Origin of the sequence: Modestobacter marinus, assembly GCF_011758655.1 — a bacterium.
GTDB classification, from domain to species: domain Bacteria; phylum Actinomycetota; class Actinomycetes; order Mycobacteriales; family Geodermatophilaceae; genus Modestobacter; species Modestobacter marinus.
This window is the reverse complement of the sequence record NZ_JAAMPA010000001.1, coordinates 1,005,697-1,023,067: the sequence shown is the minus strand read 5'-3', so window position 1 is coordinate 1,023,067 and position 17,371 is coordinate 1,005,697. Positions and strand designations below refer to the sequence as shown.

The window sequence follows — 17,371 nt, the reverse complement described above, 5'->3', positions numbered from 1 at the left end:
CACGCACCGGCGCGTCGACCGGTCCCTCCTGTCCCACGGGCCCCTCGAGGGCACGGACGCGGCGCAGCCTCACGACGCGACCTCGCTGCCGTCGTCGAACGCCCAGCCCGGTCGCCGCGGTGCCGTGCCGAGGACCTCGGCCACCAGGTCGTCGACCGAGGCGTCGGCCGGCAGCCCGCCGGGCCGGGCGGCGGGCGCCGGCGCGTGCGGGGACCCGCCGGAGGCCCGCACCCGGTTGCGGCCGCCGCGCTTGGCGCCGAACAGGTGCAGGTCGGCCCGGTCGAACAGCTCCCGCCAGGACCTCGGCCCCGGCCCACCGGCCGGCCCCGTGGTGGCGACGCCGATGCTGACCGTCACCGGGGCGGCCATCTCCAGGTCGGCCCACGCGGCGCAGGCCACGGCGCTGCGCAGCCGCTCCATCGCGACCAGCGCCTGCGCCTCGGTGGTGTTCGGCAGCACGACCACGAACTCGTCGCCGGCCCAGCGGAAGACCTCGTCGCCGGTGCGGCTGTGCTGGCGCAGCAGCTCGGCGACCCGGCGCAGCACCGCGTCGCCGTGCAGGTGCGAGTTCTGGTCGTTGACGGACTTGAAGCCGTCGACGTCCACGACGGCCAGCGACACCGGCTCGCCGTCCAGCCGCAGGTCGGTCAGCCGCCGCTCGGCGCTGCGCCGGTTGCCCAGGCCGGTCAGGGTGTCCTCGAGGGCGTGCCGGCGCAGCACGGCGGTCTGCCGCTCGGCCTCGCGCAGCCGGCTGCGGCGCACGAACATCTCCGCCCACAGCTCGCGCCCGCGCCGGTGCGCCCGGCTGGTCTCCGACCGGTAGGCCTCCAGCCAGTGCAGCGCCTCGGTGGTCGACCCCATCGCTGCCGTGGTCTGGCCCAGCTCCAGCAGGCACTGCCGGTACCGGCGACGGTCGTTGACGGCGGCGAAGGCGCCGGAGGCGGCCACCAGCAGGTCGACGGCCTCCTCGCCGTGCGAGCCGGGCTCCAGGGCGTCCAGCCGGCTCAGCAGCCTGGCCAGCACCAGGTCGGTGTACCCGACCAGCCACAGCCCGCCCTCACCGGCCGACAGGTGCCGGCGCACCCGGCGCAGCGGCGGCACGGCGTCGTCCAGCCGGCCGGCCAGGGTCAGGGCCCAGGCCTGGACGACGTCGAGCAGGTCGGCGTCGGCGTCGCTCGGGTCCCAGGGCAGCTCGCGGGCGCTGGTGGCGAACCCCAGCGCGGTCTGGGCCAGCTGGCGCGAGCGGTCGAGCTGGCCGCGCCGGTGCACCGTCTGGGCCAGCTCGGCGTGCTGCTGCGCGCACAGCCGGAGCAGCAGCCATTGGTCGCCCAGGTCGGGCAGCGCCGCGGCGACCCGGGCGCCGCGGAGCGACTGGGCCACGGCGAGCTCCTCGAGGTCCAGCCGGGTCAGCGCCAGGGACAGCCAGTGGTGCGCCTGGTGCAGGGACCGGCTGGGCGGCTCCCCGGCCAGCTGGTCGGCGAGCAGGCTGGCGTCGACGGCCAGGTGCATCGCGGCGTCGAACCGGTCGGCGGCGACCTCCAGGTGCGCCAGGTAGGCCAGCGTCAGGGCGTGCTCGGCCGACGGGAGGCACTCCGCGAGCACGGAACGGGCCACGCCCACCGCGTCCGCGGCGCCGTCCAGGTCGGCGTCGAAGAGCGCGGCCCGGGCGGTGAAGGCGGCCGACCACGCGTCCCAGCAGGGCTCGCCGGTGGTGGCCAGGCCCTCCGAGACCCGCGCGAACTCGTCGGCGAACACCCCGGCGTCCTCGGCGGCGCTGGCGGTCAGCAGCCGCCAGCGGGCGGTCTGCAGCCGGTCGTCGGCGGGGAGCCCCGGGTTCACGCGTCCCTCCACTCAGCTGTCGGGGCACGCGACGTGCGCGGGCCCGGCCGGTGACGAGGCAGCTCCCCCCGCACCGGGGACCCGACGGGAGTCGGTGTCCGGTACGGCCGCACTACCCTCGCCGGATGCCCACTGCACCACGCAGCACAGCCCCGACGGAGTTCGCCTATCTGGGGCCCGAGGGTACCTTCGCCGAGGCTGCGCTCAGCACCGTCACCGGGCCGCTGGGGACGGTCGGGACCCGGCCGGAGCCCAGCGTGGCGGCCGCGCTGGCCGCGGTGCGGAACGGGGAGTGCGCCGCCGCCCTGGTGCCGCTGGAGAACTCCGTCGAGGGCTCGGTGCCGGCCACGATGGACGGGCTGGTCACCGGCGACCCGCTGGTGATCACCCGCGAGGTCTTCCTCGAGGTGGCCTTCGTGCTCGCCGTCCGGCCGGGGAGCACCGCCGCCGACGTGCGCACCGTGGCCAGCCACCCGCACGCGCTGGCCCAGTGCCGCAGCCGGATCGCCGGGTCCCTGCCGGGGGCCGACGTCGTTCCGGCCGCCTCCACCGCCGACGCAGCCCGGCGCGTCGCCGCGGGCGAGTTCGACGCCGCGGTCTGCGCGGCGATCGCCGCCGACCGCTACGGCCTGGACGCCCTCGTCACCGACCTGGCCGACCACCCCGGCGCCGTGACCCGCTTCGTGCTGGTCGAGCCGCCCGGCGGGCTGCCGGCCCCCACCGGGCTGGACAAGACCACGATCACCGCGGTGGTGCACGACCGCACCGGGGCCCTGCTGGACCTGCTGGCCGAGTTCGCGGTGCGCGGCATCAGCCTGGCGCGCATCGAGTCCCGGCCGACCCGTGAGCGGCTCGGCGTCTACTCGTTCTCGATCGACGTCGAGGGCCACGTGACCGACCGGCGGGTGGGCGACGCGCTGGCCGCGCTGCACCGGATCTGCGCCGACGTGCGCTTCCTCGGCTCCTACCCCCGGGCCGACGAGCAGCCGCCCAAGCCGGTGGAGGAGCGGGTGGGCGACCAGGCCTTCGCCGAGGCGGAGGAGTGGGTGGCCCGGGTGCGCGCCGGGACGGCGGTCTGACCGGCGTCCTGCAGCGCTGTCCATGATCACACAGTGTGCTCCTCTGGACACTCGATGCACACCCCGGAGCGGGACCGTTCCGTCACACCACGCCGGGTCCCGGCCTTGCGCTGGAGTCCACTCCAGCTCCTAGCGTCGCCGGGCATGAGACCAGTGAGCGGGTACGCGGCGTACGCGCCGCACGAGGACCTCCGGCCGATCGAGTTCGCCCGCCGCGACCTCCGGCCCGACGACGTCGCGGTCCGGGTGACGCACGTCGGCGTCTGCCACAGCGACCTGCACGCCGTCGAGGCACGCACCGTCGGCGACCCACCGCTGGTGCCCGGACACGAGTTCACCGGGGAGGTGACCGCGGTCGGCCCCGAGGTCAGCCGCTTCCGGGTCGGCGACGCGGTCGCGGTGGGCAACATCGTCGACTCCTGCGGGGAGTGCGACAACTGCCTGGCCCACCGCGAGCCGTACTGCCGGCAGTTTCCCGCCCTCACCTACGGCGGCCGCGACCTGCGCGACGGCACCCCGACGCAGGGGGCGTACTCGACCGAGTACGTCGTCCGGGACGCGTTCGTCTACGCGCTGCCCGCCGGGCTCGACCCGGCCGCGGTCGCGCCGCTGATGTGCGCCGGGGTGACCACCTGGTCACCGCTGACCCGGGCCGGCGTGGGGCCGGGGCAGCAGGTCGGGGTGGTCGGCCTCGGCGGGCTGGGCCACCTCGCGGTGAGGTTCGCCGTCGCGCTCGGCGCCCGGGTCACCGTGTTCACCACCTCACCGGCGAAGGCGGACGACGCGCGGGCCCTCGGCGCGCACGACGTCGTCGTCTCCACCGACCCCGAGGCGATGGCCGCGGTCGCCGGCCGGCTGGACTTCGTGCTCGACACCGCCTCCGGCGCGCACGACCTCGACCCCTACCTGGGCACCCTCCGGCTGGACGGGACGCTCTGCGTGCTCGGCCTGCCGGAGAGCTACACGGTCTCGCCGATGAGCCTGCTGGGCCGCAGTCTCGCCGTCTCCGGCTCCGGCGGCACCGCCGACGCCCAGGCGATGCTGGACTTCTGCGGCGAGCACGGGCTCACCGCCGACGTCGAGGTGCTGCCGCTCGAGGACGTCAACACCGCGTTCGAGCGGCTGGGTCGCAACGACGTCCGGTACCGCTTCGTGCTGGCGGTGGCCCCGTGAGCCGGGTCGACTGGGCCGGGCAGACCACGCTGGTCACCGGTGCCAGCGCGGGGATCGGCGCCGAGTTCGCCCGGCAGCTCGCCACCCGCGGCTCGGACCTGGTGCTCGTCGCCCGGCGCGCCGACCGGCTGACCGCGCTGGCCGCCGAGCTGACCGCCGCCTCCGGGGTCCGGGTCGACGTCGTCCCGCTCGACCTCGCCCGGCCCGCGGCCGGGCGGGCGCTGGCCGCGGAGGTCGACCGGCGGGGGATCGCGGTCACCAGCGTGGTGAACTGCGCCGGCTTCGGCACGCACGGGCCCGTCCACGCCGAGGACGCCGACCGGCTGGCCGAGATGATCGCCGTCGACGTCACCGCGCTGGTCGACGTGAGCCGGGCGTTCGTCGACCGGCTGCGGGCCGGCACCGGCGTGCTGGTGAACGTGGCGAGCATGGCCGCCTACCTGCCCGCGCCCGACATGGCCGTCTACGCCGCGGCCAAGGCGTTCGTGCTGAGCTTCACGGAGGCGCTGTGGGCCGAGTCGCGGGACAGCGGGCTGCGGGTGCTCGCCCTCTCCCCGGGCGCCACCGACACCGAGTTCTTCGACGTCGTGGGCAACGACGCCGCCGACGGCGGCCGGCCCCGGCAGTCGCCGCAGGAGGTGGTGGCCACCGCGTTCCGGGCGCTGGACCGGCGCGACCCGCCTCCCAGCGTGGCGGTCGGCCGGGCCAACCGGGCCTCGGTCCGGGCCGTGCGGCTGCTGACCCGGCGGCGCGCGGTGCTGCTGATGGCAGCGATCACCGGCCGGGCGGCCGAGGACGGGGTGGCGCGCCGTGCCGCCGCCTAGCCTTGCGGTCATGACCGCGGTCACCCCGGAGACGTCCCTCGGCATCCGGCAGGTCTCCGAGGAGACCGGCCTGAGCATCGACACGCTGCGCTGGTACGAGCGCGAGGGGCTGCTGCCGCTCGTGGAGCGCACGTCCGACGGACGGCGGCGCTACCCGCCGGGGGCGCTGCGGTTCATCCGGCTGGTGCAGGCGCTGCGCCGGACCGGGATGCCGGTGGCCGACGTGCGGGCGTTCATCGAGGCCGGTGGCGGCGAGCTGGCCAACCACGCGGGCCGGCTGGCGCTGCTGGAGCGGCAGTGTGCGGCGATCGAGCAGCGGCTGACCGAGCTGCAGGACGACCTGGCCGTCGTGCGGGCCAAGATCGGCTCGTACCACCACCTGATCGCCCGCGGCCTGGACTGCGAGGACGACGTCCCCGAGGACGTGCTGGACCAGCTGCGCGACGACGGCCTGCTGACCGGGCTGCTGCCCCCTTCGTAGGGGTCCGGCCGCTACAGGTAGAGGCCGGTCGACTCCTCGATCCGCTCGGCGGCGACGGCGTGCACGTCGCGCTCGCGCAGGATCACCAGGTCCTCGCCGTGCACCTCGACCTCGTGCTGGTCCTCGGGGGAGAACAGCACCCGGTCGCCGACCTTGATCTGCCGCACGTTGGGGCCGATGCCCTTCGCCTCGCCCCAGACCAGCCGCTTGGCGACCTGGGCGGTCGCCGGGATGAGGATGCCGCCGCTGGACCGGCGGTCGCCGTCCTCCTTGCGGAGGGCGACCAGCAACCGGTCGTGCAGCATCTTGATCGGCAGCCCGCCGGGGTTCGCGTCGTCCTCAGGCACGCCCACGAACGCTACCCGTCCCGGCCCTGCTCCCCGGCGGTCACCAGGACGACGCCGTCCGCCGGCGTCATGCTCCCGGTGGTGTCCGGCCGCCGTCCCCCAGGTGTTCGGCGAACCAGGACCGGGTGCGCGTCCAGGCGTCGGCCGCCGCGACCGGGTCGGGAGCGATGCGCAACACCCGCCGCAGCACCGGCCGCAGCGCCCGTGGTCCCACCTCGGCGTCGTTGAGGAAGCCGTGCGCGGCGTCGGGGTACTCGCGCACGTCGTGCGGGACGCCCAGCCGGGTCAGCACGGCCGCCAGCTCCGCCGCGGTCCCGCGCAGTGCCGGGTCCCGTCCGCCGTAGCTGGCCACGATCGGGCAGGCGCCGAGGAGGACGCCGTGCGGGTCCGCGGGCAGGCGGGCGTAGGTGACCGCCGCGGCGTCGAAGCCGCGGGACGCCAGGTGCAGGGCCAGCCCGCCGCCCACGCTGAACCCCAGGACCCCGACCCGGCCGGTGCAGTCCACCCGCGCCGCGAGGAGACCACGGGCGGCCTCGGCGTCGACGAACGGGCGGCCCTCCCCGGCCGCGACGGCGCGGAAGGTCGGCACCAGGCGGCGCCGGGCGCCGCCGTCGGTGAACAGGTCGGGCATCAGCGCCAGGTACCCGGCGGCGGCCATCCGCTGCGCCTGCCGGCGCATGACGCCGTCCACCCCGAAGGTCTCGTGCAGCAGCACGACGCCCGGCCACGGGCCCGACCCCTCCGGGACGCCGAGCACGCCGCGCAGTCCGGGCGTCCCGCCCGGCCCCGTGGGGATCGGGACGTCGCTCAGCACGGCCCGCTGCAGATCGGTCATGGGTGCCCTCCACGCTCCCGGGTCCCGGTCGCTCGTGGCGATGCTGGCAGACGAGCCGGGCGCGGCGCACCTGCTCGTGGGCGCCACGCGGAGATGGGGTGGACACCCGCCGCGAGGTGTGAGGGGATGCCTGCCCAGGACCCGCCGCCGGCGACGGGCGCGCCGATGCGGAGGTGCCCGGCATGACGCGAGCGATCGTCATCGGCGGCGGGGTCGCCGGCCCGGTGGCCGCCATGGCGCTGCAGCGGGTGGGCATCGAGGCGACCGTCCACGAGGCCCACCCGGCGCCCGCAGGGGACGTCGGCGCGTGGCTCGGCGTGCAGGTCAACGGCCTCGACGGACTGCGCGCCATCGACGCCGAGGACGTCGTCCGCGCCGCGGGGTTCCCGTCCCCCGTGATCGAGTTCCGCAGCTGGACCGGCAAGCTCCTGGGTTCCCTGCCGACCGGCCATCCGTCGTCCGGGTGGGCGCCCGGCCTGTCGATGCGGCGCTCGGACCTGTACCGCGCCCTGCACGCCGAGGCGCTCCGCCGCGGCATCGACATCCGCTACGGCTCCTGCCTGACCGACGCGCACAGCACCGGCGGCGCGGTGACGGCGGTGTTCGCCGACGGCGCCACCGAGTCGGCAGACCTCCTCGTCGGTGCGGACGGCGTCCGGTCGACGGTGCGGACCCTGGTGGACCCCGGCTGCCCGCCGCCCCGGTACGTCCCCGTGCTCAACACCGCCGGCTACTCGGAGCACACGCCGCCCGGTGCCGAGGTGGGCCGGCTGACGATGGTGTTCGGCCGGCGCGGGTTCGCCGGCTGGCTCCCTGCGCCCACCGGGGGCACCTGGTGGTTCGCCAACCCGCCGCTGACGGTGGAGCCGTCGGCCGAGGAGGTGGCCGGGACGTCGGACCTGCAGTGGCGGGCCCGGCTCTACGACCTGCACCGGGGCGACCGGTCGCCGATCGTCGCGCTCGTCGAGGCGACGCCCGGGCCGCTGCGCGGCCGAGGCGACGCCCGGGCCGCTGCGCGGCTGGACGACCTACGACCTCCCGACCGTGGGCCGGTGGCACAGCGGACGGATGGTGCTCATCGGGGACGCCGCGCACGCCACCTCGCCGGCCGCGGGCCAGGGGTCCTCGCTCGCCGTCGAGGACGCCGTCGTCCTCGCCCGCTGCCTGCGCGACCTGCCGGTCCCCGAGGCCTTCCGGGTCTTCGAGGACCTCCGGCGGGCACGGGTCGAGCGGGTCGTCGCCGCGGCGTTCCGCACCAGCAGCGCCAAGTCGCCGCCGCCGGTGGGCCGCCTCGTCCGCGACCTGGTCATGCCGGTGGTGCTGCGCCGTCGCGACCCGCAGGCCTGGGTGCGCGCCCACCAGGTCGACTGGGACGCCCCCGTCGTGCCCGCGCCGGTCCCTTCCTAGCCCCAGCCGAGGGCGTGCAGCTTCTCCTCGTCGATGCCGAAGTGGTGGGCGATCTCGTGGACGACGGTGATCGTGACCTCCTCGGCCACCTGGTCCTCGTCGGAACAGATGTCGCAGATCGCCTCGCGGTAGACCATGATCCGGTCCGGCAGCGCGCCGGAGTGGTCCCAGCCGCGCTCGGTCAGCGCGTAGCCCTCGTAGAGGCCCAGCAGGTCCGGCTCGTCGGGGTTCCGGTCCTCGACCAGCACCACGACGTTGTCCAGCAGCGCCATCAGCTCCGCGGGCACCTCGTCCAGGGCGTCGGCGACGAGCTCCTCGAAGCGGCGCAGCGGGATCGCGTCCATCAGGGCCGGGTCACCAGCTGGTGGGCATCGGGCGGCCCTCCTCGTAGCCCGCCGCGCTCTGCACGCCCAGCACCGCCCGCTCGTGCAGCTCGTCGACGGTGCGCGCCCCGGCGTAGGTGCACGACGAGCGGACGCCGGCCACGACCTGGTCGATCAGGTCCTCGACGCCGGGCCGGGCCGGGTCCAGGTACATCCGCGAGGAGCTGATGCCCTCCTCGAACAGCCCGGCGCGGGCCCGGTCGAAGCCGCTCTGCGTCGACGTCCGGGCCTTGACGGCGCGGGCCGAGGCCATCCCGAAGCTCTCCTTGTACCGGCGGCCGGTGCCGTCCTCGTAGAGGTCGCCGGCGCTCTCGTAGGTGCCGGCGAACCAGGAGCCGACCATCACGTTCGCCGCGCCGGCGGCCAGCGCCAGGGCGACGTCGCGCGGGTGTCGCACGCCGCCGTCGGCCCAGACGTGCCGGCCCAGCTCGCGGGCGGCCGCGGCGCACTCCTCGACCGCGGAGAACTGCGGGCGGCCGACGCCGGTCATCATCCGGGTGGTGCACATGGCGCCCGGGCCGACGCCGACCTTGACGACGTCGGCCCCGGCCTCGACCAGGTCGCGGGTGCCCTGCGCGGTGACCACGTTGCCGGCGACGACCGGCGTGCTGCCGGCCACGGCGCGCACCGCGGCCACCGCCTCGAGGGCCTTCTCCTGGTGCCCGTGGGCGGTGTCGACGACGAGCACGTCGACCCCGGCGGCGAGCAGGGCGCTCGCCTTGCCGGCGACGTCGCCGTTGATGCCGACCGCCGCGGAGGTCAGCAGCCGGCCGTCGGCCCCGGTGGCCGGGGTGTAGATCGCGGAGCGCAGCGCGCCCTTGCGGGTGACGACGCCGACCAGCCGGTCGCCCTCGACCACGGGGGCGGCGCTCACCCGCTCACCGGAGAGGACGTCGAAGACCTTGGGCAGGTCGGTGCCGGCGGGGATGGTCAGCGGGTCGCGGGTCATCACCTCGGCCAGCTGGGTGAAGCGGTCGACGCCCTTGCACTGGCCGTCGGTGACCACGCCGACCGGGGCGCCGGCCTCGACCACCACGACGATGCCGTGCGCCCGCTTGGTGAGCAGCACCAGCGCCTCGCCCACGGTGGAGGTGGGGGAGAGGATGATCGGGGTGTCGTAGACCGGGTGCCGGTGCTTGACCCAGGAGACCACCTCGCCGACGACGTCGACCGGGATGTCCTGCGGCAGGACGGCGAGACCACCGCGCCGGGCCACCGTCTCGGCCATCCGCCGTCCGGAGATCGCCGTCATGTTGGCGACGACGATCGGGATCGTCGTCCCGACCCGGTCCGGGGTGGTCAGGTCCACCTCCAGCCGGGAGCCGACCGTGGAGTGCGCCGGCACCATGAAGACGTCGGCGTAGGTCAGGTCGTGGGCCGGGCGGGTGTCACCGAGGAACCGCATGACCCCAGTGTCCCGCAGCCCGGGCGACCGGGCCGGGGTGGTGTTCTTGGCACGACTTGCCCACCGTCCGGGCCACGATCGACGGGGTGCGGTCGCTAGCGTGCCGCTCGCACGGGACCCGTTCGGCGGTCCCCGGTCGACCGGGTGGTGGCATGGCACGGGTGCGCAGGCCGGGGCGGCGACGGGGCACGGTCCTCGTCGCGCTGCTGGGCGCCGTCCTCGCCGGCTCGCTGCTCGGCCCGCCGGCCGCGGTGGCCGACGCGGACAAGACGGGCGTCCGGGCGATCACCACGCAGACCGCACCCGTCGTCCCCGGGCAGTCGGCCTGGCTGTCGGTGGTCTGGACCGCCGACCGGACGGTGACCGACTGGTCGACCACGGTGACCGCGCCCGCGGGGGTGGCCGTCAGCTACCCGACCACGCGCGGCGGCTCCGACACCTCGCTGTACGGGTCGGCGACCCTGGTCGGGACGACCCGTGACTTCACCGCGGTCAAGCTGGCGGTCCCGTACACCCAGACGACGCCGTTCCAGATCACCCTGCTCTCGAGCTACACAGACACCTGCGGCGACAACGGGCGGTGCAAGGAGCAGGGCGGCGGCAACGACGACAAGGCCCGCCGGCACAGCACAACGGCCACGGTCACCGTGCCCGTGCAGCCGGCCGTCGGGCCGGCGTTCACCCAGGACACCGCGAGCCTGTCTGTCGCGGCGGGCAGCAACGGGTTCCAGCAGATCGCCTTCACCGGCGGCCAGGCCGACCTGGCCGACGTCAGCGTGCGGCTGGGGCCGCTGCCGGCCGGGCTGGCCGTCGCCTACCCCGGCGACGCCACCGCCAGCCGGCTCGCCGGCGGCAGCGCGCTCGTCGGGGGGAGCACCGACCACGTCGCCGTCCGGTTCGACGCGACCGGCCTGGCACCCGGCAGCTACGTCCTGCCCCTCACCGTCTCCTACACCGCTGCGGCACCGCAGACCGTCTCCGGGACGGTGACCCTTGTCGTGCAGTGAGCTGCGCCGGCCGCTGCGGACGCTGGTCGCCGGGGCGGCGCTGGCGCTCGTCGCCGGGACGACCGCCTGCGGCACCGGGGCCGCTGCCGAGAGCGTCAGCGCGGCCGCCGACGGCACGGCCGCGGACGCGACCACCCGCCGGCTCGCCGAGGTCGAGTTCGTCCGGCAGTGCGAGATCGACTCGATGAGCTTCGCCGAGGAGGCCGGCATCACCGCCGACCTCGACGACCGCCTCGCCGCGGCCGGCTTCACCCACCAGCAGTGGAAGGAGTGGCACGACGCGCTCGCCGACTCCCCGGCGCTGGTCGACCAGTTCGCCGAGATCAGTGCAGTCGGCTGCCCCGCGGGCTGAGCTGACGCCACACGTGATCCCGTGAACATCCGAGACCGGGATGATCAGGACCTCGATGGATGCGTCCAGGCGCTCCGGGACGTGCATGAGTCCGATGGGTATCCGACACGGTGGCCTGCGGATCCCACGGCGTGGCTGAGCCCTCCGGACTGCTCTGCTGCCTTCGTGGCCTGTGAGGACGACGGCACCGTCTCAGGTCACGTCTGCGTGGTGACAGGCGTCGACGACGCACTGGTCGCCGCGCTGGCCGGGGTGTCGAGCGACCGACTGGCCGGCGTCTCCCGGCTGTTCACCTCACCCGCGGTCCGTGGTCGCGGTCTCGCTCTGGGTGCCCGACTGCTCTCGGCGGCGCAGGACTGGGCGCAACGTCGGGAACTCCAGTTGATGCTCGACGTCGTCGACGACGGTGCGCCGGCGGTCTTTTTGTACGAACGACTCGGTTGGCAGCTGGTCGATCGACGTGTCGCCGACTGGACCACCCCCGAAGGGCTGCGCCATGACGTCCGGATCTACCTGGCGCCACAGCCCGGGTAGACGTCGCAGCGCCACCACTCGCAGTCACACCTCACGGCAAACGCCCAGACGCCGTCGCCACGGGGCCACGGGGCCACGTGGCGCGAGCCCTCCGGGGAGGAAGCCGGATACAACACAACGCCCTTTGTCCCTGGGTCGGCGGTAGCCGGAGCGTGCTCCGGTTGGGGTACCTGTGCAGGAACGGGCGCCGGTAGGCGGTCGCCTGGTGGGACGGCGGTTGGTCAGGCGGCCAGCCAACCCAGGGCTGCGAAGGCGAGGTAGGCGGCGGGGCCCAGGCAGGCGGGCGCGATGGTGACCCATCGCCTGTGACGAGCTGTGGCCGCCGGCTGGCCGGGGGGTGCCTCGAGAGGGGAGGTCACGAGGTCGCCCTCGATGTCACGGGCCAGCTCGCGGTACTCGATCCACGCCAGGACCAGGACGGCCAGGAAGAGCCCGATCGCGACGACGGGTGCGGGGAGTTGGGCGACGGTCGGTAGGTCGGCGCGACTGGACAGGGCCGCGACGCCGACTCCGAGGAAGACCACTGCGAACAGGGGGCCGCCGATGATCCAGGGATGACGCAGCATCGGGCGCAGCAGCAGCGGCAGGCTCAGCAGGACGAGCAGGAGCAGTCCGAGGCAGGCGACCTGGCCGACGTTGTAGGTGAGGGGTTCTCCGCGGGCCCAGGCCGGGACCGCTGAGATGCCGACGAGGATGGCCGGGACCTGGGCGGCGCCTGCGGCGGTGACCGTCCAGACCCCCTGCGCGCGTTCGGGGGCGCTGTCGTGGTCGAGCCGTGCTGCGTAGTCGGTCGGGTCGCCGAAGGCATCCGAGGGCGCCTCGCCCGTCTCGGTGCAGTGCGTCTCGACCTCTGCCAGGCGGTCGCCGATCACCGGGCCGGGGACGTCTCGGAGTCGGAGCTCGAGGACGAAGTCGCCGCACCACGCGTCGTGGGTCTTCACGAACGGTCGCTCCCAGACCTCCTGAGAGGAGGGGCGGGAAGGGAGTGAGCTGCTCATGTGGTGCTCCTCGAGTAGGTCCGGGATCCGGCTGGTGAGGCCATCTGGTCGGTGCCGGTGGGAGAGAGGTGGTCGGAGACCGTGGCCGAGAAGACCTGCCACTGGGCGAGGCCGGCGTCCAGCTGGTCGCGGCCGGCAGCGGTGAGGGTGAAGTACTTGCGCCCTGGCCCGCCTTCACCGGGCCGCCACTCGACGGTGACCAGGCCGTTCTTCTCCAGGCGGGCCAGCAGCGGGTAGAGGGTGCCGCCCTTGATGTCCCCGAACCCTGCGGCGGCGAGCTCGGCGGCGATGGCGTACCCGTACGTGGGGCCCTCGGCCATCACCCGCAGGACGCACAGCTCCAAGACCCCTCTGAGCCATTCGCTGGGTGTGGCGTCCGAGGGCATGGCTAGACAGTGGCCCTACTTAGCTCGCCTGTCTAGTCCCCTGCTGCTCGCTACGGCTGCTGTCCTTGACCGTTCAGACTGGCCGTGTGTCCGCTCTGGAGCAGCGCATCGAGGACTTCCTGCAGGCGCCGCTGGCCGCAGCGTTCCTCGTGCTGGCCGATCGCAACGACCTGGACGGCGACCAGCTGGCCGACCCGGCCACCGCCTGCACGCTGGCCAGCACCGCCCTGCGCGAGCTGAACCCCTGGAGCGGTGGCACCCGCCCGGCCGTCGTCCGTGCCGACGTCCTCGAGGCCGCTCGGCCGCTGCGCTCCTTGCTGGCAGCAGTGCTGGCCGATGAGCGCAACTCCTGGTGGGACGCCCCGCTGCAGCGTGATGCCCAACTGCTGCTGACCGGCCGCGAGGACCGACAACCGGATCCGTTCCAGGTGCCCGTGCCCGTCGGGCCGATTGGCTCGTGGGAGACGTACGCACAGAAGCCCGTCCATGCACTGATCACCTCCACCGAGCTGGCGGTTCCCGCGGGCGAGCCGATCCGCTCCAGCGCCCACGCCGAGCTGGCCTGCGGGGCCAGTGACTGGGACCCGGCATACCCGGTGGATCAGCGGCGTCTGCAGGTGGCCGAGCACGCCCGCATCGCCGAGGTCCACTCCGCCGCCGACTGGCACGCACTGAGCACCCGCTACGGCGATCCAGCCACCCACCACGGCTCCGACTCCAGCCTGCGCGAAGTGGCCGAGATCGACAACGGCCTGGCTCCGACCTGGAGCGCGCTGGCCGCCGACTACGACGGCGTGCACCTGAGCTTCGCCGGCCTGCTCAGTGCCCTGTACGTCCCGGTCAGCAGCCCGCAGAGCGGGACCACGACGCTGTGGGCGTGGGACTGGGAGTGCACCCACTGGATCCGCTCGGTCTTCATCGACACCACGGCCCTGCCGCAGCTGCCTGAGCCGCCGCAGGCCATGAACTACTGGCAGCCCCTGGGCTGACCGGTACCCGCAGGTCGTTGGCGAGTGCGACGTCCACTGTGTCTCCGTCGCTGGTGGAGCCTCAGCGAACGTCGCTGCAGAGACCCCAGCGCTAGTAGCGCGGCGTGTGTGATGCGGTCGGTGCCGTCGCGCTCGTACTTGACCTTGGCGGAGTTGCGGCCGTTGGTCTCCATGGAGGTCTTGCAGGCAGAGGCTGGGGCTCCCGCATGCAGTGGCGGGGAGTCCCGGCTGCGAGGAGGTCAGATCGTCCTCAGCGGGCTCGCCGTCGACCCAGGGTCAGGAGAGCGAAGAACTGAGCGGGTGACCGGGGTCAGGACGGGACGGGCGTGAGCCGGCCGCCGGCGGCCTGCTGCCCGCCGGCGTCCGCCGGCGCGTCGGGCAGCGGGATGCCACCGGCGAAGCCCACCCGCGGCATCGGCGTCCACACCGGGGCCCGCCGGGTGAGCGCGGCGACCAGGCCGCGCAGTCGGAACCAGGCGTGCAACTGCCGGTAGCCGACGTTCTCCAGCACCCCGGCGGCGAGCAGGGCGAGCAGGTCCCGGCCCCGGCGGTAGCGGTGGAACGTGAACTCCTCGACCGCGATGGTGGTCGTCGACAGCAGCGTCCCCAGGGCCAGCGCCAGGCCGACCATCAGCAGCGCCGTGCCGGGGTCCAGCAGACCGAGGCCCGCCGACAGGGCCACCGAGGCCAGCCCGACCACCTCGACCACGGGGCCGAGCAGCTCGAAGAGCAGGAAGAACGGCAGCGCGACCGTGCCCACGACGCCGTAGCGGGGGTTGCCCATCATCCGGCGGTGCTTCCACAGCAGCTGCCCCAGGCCGTGCGCCCAGCGCTTGCGCTGCCGGCCCAGCACCTGCCACGTCTCGGGCACCTCGGTCCAGCAGACCGGCTCCGGCACGAAGACGACGCGGTGCGGACGGCGCTCCCGGCGCAGCTTCTCCTGCAGGGTGACGACCAGCTCGGCGTCCTCGGCCAGGGACCGCGGGTCCAGGCCGCCGATCTCGACGAGCAGGTCACGCCGGAACAGCCCGAACGCCCCGGAGATGATCAGCAGCGCGTTGGCGTCGGCCCAGCCGGTGCGCCCCAGCAGGAACGAGCGCAGGTACTCCACGGCCTGGATCCGCACCAGCCAGTTCTGCGACAGCCGCGGCTCCAGCACGGTGCCCCGGTCGGTGAGCGCGCCGTTCGCGGTCCGGATCACGCCACCGGTGGCGACCACCTGCGCCGGGTCCTCCACGAACGGCCGGGCCACCCGCAGCAGCGCGTCGGACTCCAGCAGCGAGTCGCCGTCGACCATGCACACCAAGGGGTGCCGGGCGAGGTTGAGCCCGGCGTTGATCGCGTCGGAGCGCCGTCCGACGCTGGTCTTGCGGATCACCGTGAGCGGGTCCCCGGTGGTGGCGCGGTGCACGGAGAGCACCTCGCCGTCGACCCGCAGGGCGGCCGTCGGGTGCGGCACCACCTCGCGCAGGGCGTAGCGGCGTTCCACCAGCTCGAAGGTCCGGTCGGTCGAGCCGTCGTCGACCAGCACCACCTCCAGGGCCGGGTAGCGCTGGCCGAGGGCGGCGGCGAGGGTGTCCAGGACGCCGGCCTCCTCGTCGTGCGCGGGCACCAGCACCGTGACCGCCGGGGTCAGCGGGCTGGCGAAGATCTCGTCGTGGCCCTCGGCGCCCCGCCAGCGCCGGCTGGTGGCCACCCGCCGGGCGCCGGCGAGCACCAGCAGCAGCATGGTGAGGTCGAGGACGACGACGTAGCCGAACACGGTCCAGTTCAGGGCCAGGACGACGTCGGCGGCCAGCTCCCTCATCGGGACGTCACCGGCCGGCGCCACTGCCGCGCGGTGGCGACCGCGTCGAGCGCGGCCAGCGCCGCCCGGCCGGCCGGGCTGCTGCCGATGGCCAGCACCCGGAGCCGGCCGCGGCCCTCGTCGCCGATCGCGGCGAGGGCGTCGGCGCAGGCCGCGCGCACGCCGGGGTCGGTGGCGTGCAGGCCGGAGACGAGGGTGGGGACGGCGGCAGGGTCGCCGATGCGGCCGAGGGCCTCGGCGGCGACCCGCTGCAGCGCGGGCACCGGCCCGGTCGCGAGCAGCTGGGTGAGCTCCGCCGTCGCCTGCGGGGAGCCGATCCGGCCCAGTGCCGTCGCGGCGGCCCGGCGCACCTCGGGAGGCTGCCAGCGGTCGTGGAGCAGGGCGAGCAGGCCGGGTGCCGCGGCGGGGTCGCCGTGCACGCCGAGCACCTCGGCGGCCAGGGCCCGGGCCGCCGGGCTGCCGTCGGTCAGGGCGGTGCGCAGCGCGGGGAGCACGGGGGTGCCGAGGTCGAGCAGGGCCATGCCGACCACGCCGAGGGGGAGCGGGCGGGGGCCGGCCAGCGCGGCCAGCAAGGGGGTCACCGACGCCGGGTCGCCGGCCTTGCCGAGGGCGCGGGCGGCGGCGCTGCGGACGTCGGCGGAGCGGTCGGCCAGGCGGGCGGCCAGGGCCGGCGTGTGCTCGGTGGCGGCGGCCGAGCCGAGCAGCGTCGCGGCCCGGCCACGCCGCCAGGCGGCCCGGGCGGTGAGGTCGGCCGCGGCCCGGCCGACGACCCCGCGGGCGGCCAGCACCCGCTGCAGGGCCTGCCGGTCGCTGCCCCGCAGCTGGGGGAGCAGGTCGAGCACGAGGTCGTCGAGGAGGCGGGGGGCGGAGGCGAGCTGCGGGTCGGCCGCCGGGTCGTCGTCCGCGTCGTCCGCAGGGTCGTCCAGGAGCGCGTGCACGGTGGGCATCAGCTCGGCCCGGCGCCGGGCGTCGCGGGCCTGGCGGCGGGTCCGCTGCCGGTGCTGGAGGGCGACCGCGAGGAGCAGCACGACCACCAGCCCGGCCAGCACGACGCCCAGCACCAGCGCGACCCCGGCGACGGTGGTCACGCGGAGACGCTGCCCGCCGGGAGCGCGGCGGTGACCCGGCTGACCAGCTCCCGGGTGCTGAACGGCTTGGTGACGAAGTCGGTGGCGCCGGCGGCGAAGCCGCGTTCCAGGTCCGGCTCCTGCGCCTTGGCGGTCAGCAGCAGGACGGGGGTGCCGGCCAGGACGGGATCGGGGTCCTCGCGGACGGCCCGGCACACCTCCAGGCCGTTCATCCGCGGCATCATCCAGTCGAGCACGACCAGGTCCGGGCGCAGCTGCCGGATCGCGGCCAGGCCGGCCTCCCCGTCGGTCTCGACGGTGACCTGCAGGCCGAGCCGGCCGAGCCGGAAGGCCACGAGGTCGGCGATGACGGGGTCGTCGTCGACGACCAGGACGTGGGTCATGGGGCTCCGATCAGAGGGTGGGTGCGCCGCTCCATCGGCACGTCGGCCGCGGGA

The 17,371-nt window shown here is 75.1% G+C and carries 19 protein-coding genes and 1 pseudogene; 10 read left to right on the top strand and 10 right to left on the bottom strand.

The window, feature by feature from the left end:
• Positions 1–69: 69 nt before the first annotated feature.
• Positions 70–1,839 (bottom strand): GGDEF domain-containing protein, encoded by a 1,770-nt coding sequence (locus FB380_RS04775; protein ID WP_229681981.1) that lies wholly within the window; start codon positions 1,837–1,839, stop codon positions 70–72.
• 125 nt (positions 1,840–1,964) lie between these two features.
• Between FB380_RS04775 and pheA the strand changes: the two genes are divergently transcribed.
• The 4 genes from pheA (at position 1,965) to FB380_RS04755 (ending at position 5,396) form a co-directional block, all read left to right on the top strand.
• Entirely contained in the window at positions 1,965–2,918 is a 954-nt protein-coding gene (gene pheA, locus FB380_RS04770; RefSeq protein WP_166754076.1) for a prephenate dehydratase, read from the top strand.
• Positions 2,919–3,062: 144 nt separating this feature from the next.
• The gene (locus FB380_RS04765; RefSeq protein WP_166754075.1) at positions 3,063–4,091 is read left to right on the top strand and encodes an NAD(P)-dependent alcohol dehydrogenase; all 1,029 of its coding nucleotides are present in this window, start codon (positions 3,063–3,065) and stop codon (positions 4,089–4,091) included.
• Complete coding sequence (locus FB380_RS04760) at positions 4,088–4,915, top strand: SDR family NAD(P)-dependent oxidoreductase (protein WP_166754074.1); 828 nt, start codon at positions 4,088–4,090, stop codon at positions 4,913–4,915. The genes FB380_RS04765 and FB380_RS04760 overlap by 4 nt, the downstream gene beginning before the upstream one ends.
• A 10-nt stretch (positions 4,916–4,925) precedes the next feature.
• Positions 4,926–5,396, top strand: a complete 471-nt coding sequence (locus FB380_RS04755) for a MerR family transcriptional regulator (protein ID WP_166754073.1) — start codon at positions 4,926–4,928, stop codon at positions 5,394–5,396.
• An 11-nt stretch (positions 5,397–5,407) separates the two neighbouring features.
• On the opposite strand, the gene FB380_RS04750 is transcribed toward FB380_RS04755, so the two are convergent.
• Both FB380_RS04750 and FB380_RS04745 read right to left on the bottom strand, forming a co-directional pair.
• On the bottom strand, positions 5,408–5,743 hold the full coding sequence (locus FB380_RS04750; protein ID WP_229681980.1) for a GroES family chaperonin: 336 nt from the start codon (positions 5,741–5,743) through the stop codon (positions 5,408–5,410).
• Between the two features lie 67 nt (positions 5,744–5,810).
• Positions 5,811–6,578 (bottom strand): dienelactone hydrolase family protein, encoded by a 768-nt coding sequence (locus FB380_RS04745; protein ID WP_166754071.1) that lies wholly within the window; start codon positions 6,576–6,578, stop codon positions 5,811–5,813.
• Between the two features lie 182 nt (positions 6,579–6,760).
• Here FB380_RS04745 and FB380_RS25295 point away from each other — a divergent pair.
• Together FB380_RS25295 and FB380_RS25290 are read left to right on the top strand one after the other, a co-directional pair.
• Positions 6,761–7,201, top strand: a pseudogene (locus tag FB380_RS25295) (FAD-dependent oxidoreductase); the annotation flags it as partial.
• A gap of 445 nt (positions 7,202–7,646) precedes the next feature.
• Positions 7,647–7,985 carry an FAD-dependent monooxygenase gene (locus tag FB380_RS25290; protein ID WP_279590851.1) on the top strand — a complete coding sequence of 113 codons (339 nt, stop codon included), beginning with the start codon at positions 7,647–7,649 and terminating at the stop codon, positions 7,983–7,985.
• Here FB380_RS25290 and FB380_RS04735 read toward each other — a convergent pair.
• Together FB380_RS04735 and FB380_RS04730 are read right to left on the bottom strand one after the other, a co-directional pair.
• Positions 7,982–8,329 (bottom strand): metallopeptidase family protein, encoded by a 348-nt coding sequence (locus tag FB380_RS04735; protein ID WP_166754070.1) that lies wholly within the window; start codon positions 8,327–8,329, stop codon positions 7,982–7,984. The genes FB380_RS25290 and FB380_RS04735 overlap by 4 nt on opposite strands.
• 10 nt (positions 8,330–8,339) lie before the next feature.
• Positions 8,340–9,773 carry a GuaB1 family IMP dehydrogenase-related protein gene (locus FB380_RS04730; RefSeq protein ID WP_166754069.1) on the bottom strand — a complete coding sequence of 478 codons (1,434 nt, stop codon included), beginning with the start codon at positions 9,771–9,773 and terminating at the stop codon, positions 8,340–8,342.
• A gap of 152 nt (positions 9,774–9,925) precedes the next feature.
• Between FB380_RS04730 and FB380_RS04725 the strand changes: the two genes are divergently transcribed.
• From FB380_RS04725 to FB380_RS04715, 3 genes are read left to right on the top strand one after another with little or no spacing between them, the layout of a single operon-like run.
• Complete coding sequence (locus tag FB380_RS04725; RefSeq protein WP_166754068.1) at positions 9,926–10,780, top strand: COG1361 family protein; 855 nt, start codon at positions 9,926–9,928, stop codon at positions 10,778–10,780.
• Positions 10,767–11,132: a hypothetical protein gene (locus FB380_RS04720; RefSeq protein ID WP_166754067.1), complete on the top strand. Its 366-nt coding sequence runs from the start codon at positions 10,767–10,769 to the stop codon at positions 11,130–11,132. Before FB380_RS04725 ends, FB380_RS04720 begins: the two co-directional genes overlap by 14 nt.
• 21 nt (positions 11,133–11,153) lie before the next feature.
• Positions 11,154–11,666, top strand: a complete 513-nt coding sequence (locus tag FB380_RS04715) for a GNAT family N-acetyltransferase (protein WP_166754066.1) — start codon at positions 11,154–11,156, stop codon at positions 11,664–11,666.
• Between the two features lie 221 nt (positions 11,667–11,887).
• Here FB380_RS04715 and FB380_RS04710 read toward each other — a convergent pair whose 3' ends face one another.
• Both FB380_RS04710 and FB380_RS04705 read right to left on the bottom strand, forming a co-directional pair.
• The gene (locus tag FB380_RS04710) at positions 11,888–12,664 is read right to left on the bottom strand and encodes a hypothetical protein (protein ID WP_166754065.1); all 777 of its coding nucleotides are present in this window, start codon (positions 12,662–12,664) and stop codon (positions 11,888–11,890) included.
• A complete protein-coding gene (locus FB380_RS04705; RefSeq protein WP_229681979.1) occupies positions 12,661–13,008 on the bottom strand; it encodes a PadR family transcriptional regulator in 348 nt (115 codons plus the stop codon). The genes FB380_RS04710 and FB380_RS04705 overlap by 4 nt, the downstream gene beginning before the upstream one ends.
• 128 nt (positions 13,009–13,136) lie before the next feature.
• On the opposite strand from FB380_RS04705, the gene FB380_RS04700 reads away from it, so the two are divergent.
• Positions 13,137–14,039, top strand: coding sequence for a hypothetical protein (locus FB380_RS04700; protein ID WP_166754063.1), 903 nt, complete (start codon positions 13,137–13,139; stop codon positions 14,037–14,039).
• Between the two features lie 310 nt (positions 14,040–14,349).
• Here FB380_RS04700 and FB380_RS04695 read toward each other — a convergent pair whose 3' ends face one another.
• From FB380_RS04695 to FB380_RS04685, 3 genes are read right to left on the bottom strand one after another with little or no spacing between them, the layout of a single operon-like run.
• Complete coding sequence (locus FB380_RS04695; protein ID WP_166754062.1) at positions 14,350–15,846, bottom strand: glycosyltransferase family 2 protein; 1,497 nt, start codon at positions 15,844–15,846, stop codon at positions 14,350–14,352.
• Positions 15,843–16,934, bottom strand: a complete 1,092-nt coding sequence (locus FB380_RS04690; RefSeq protein ID WP_166754061.1) for a HEAT repeat domain-containing protein — start codon at positions 16,932–16,934, stop codon at positions 15,843–15,845. The genes FB380_RS04695 and FB380_RS04690 overlap by 4 nt, the downstream gene beginning before the upstream one ends.
• Positions 16,931–17,317 carry a response regulator transcription factor gene (locus FB380_RS04685; protein WP_166754060.1) on the bottom strand — a complete coding sequence of 129 codons (387 nt, stop codon included), beginning with the start codon at positions 17,315–17,317 and terminating at the stop codon, positions 16,931–16,933. The genes FB380_RS04690 and FB380_RS04685 overlap by 4 nt, the downstream gene beginning before the upstream one ends.
• Positions 17,318–17,371 lie beyond the last annotated feature (54 nt).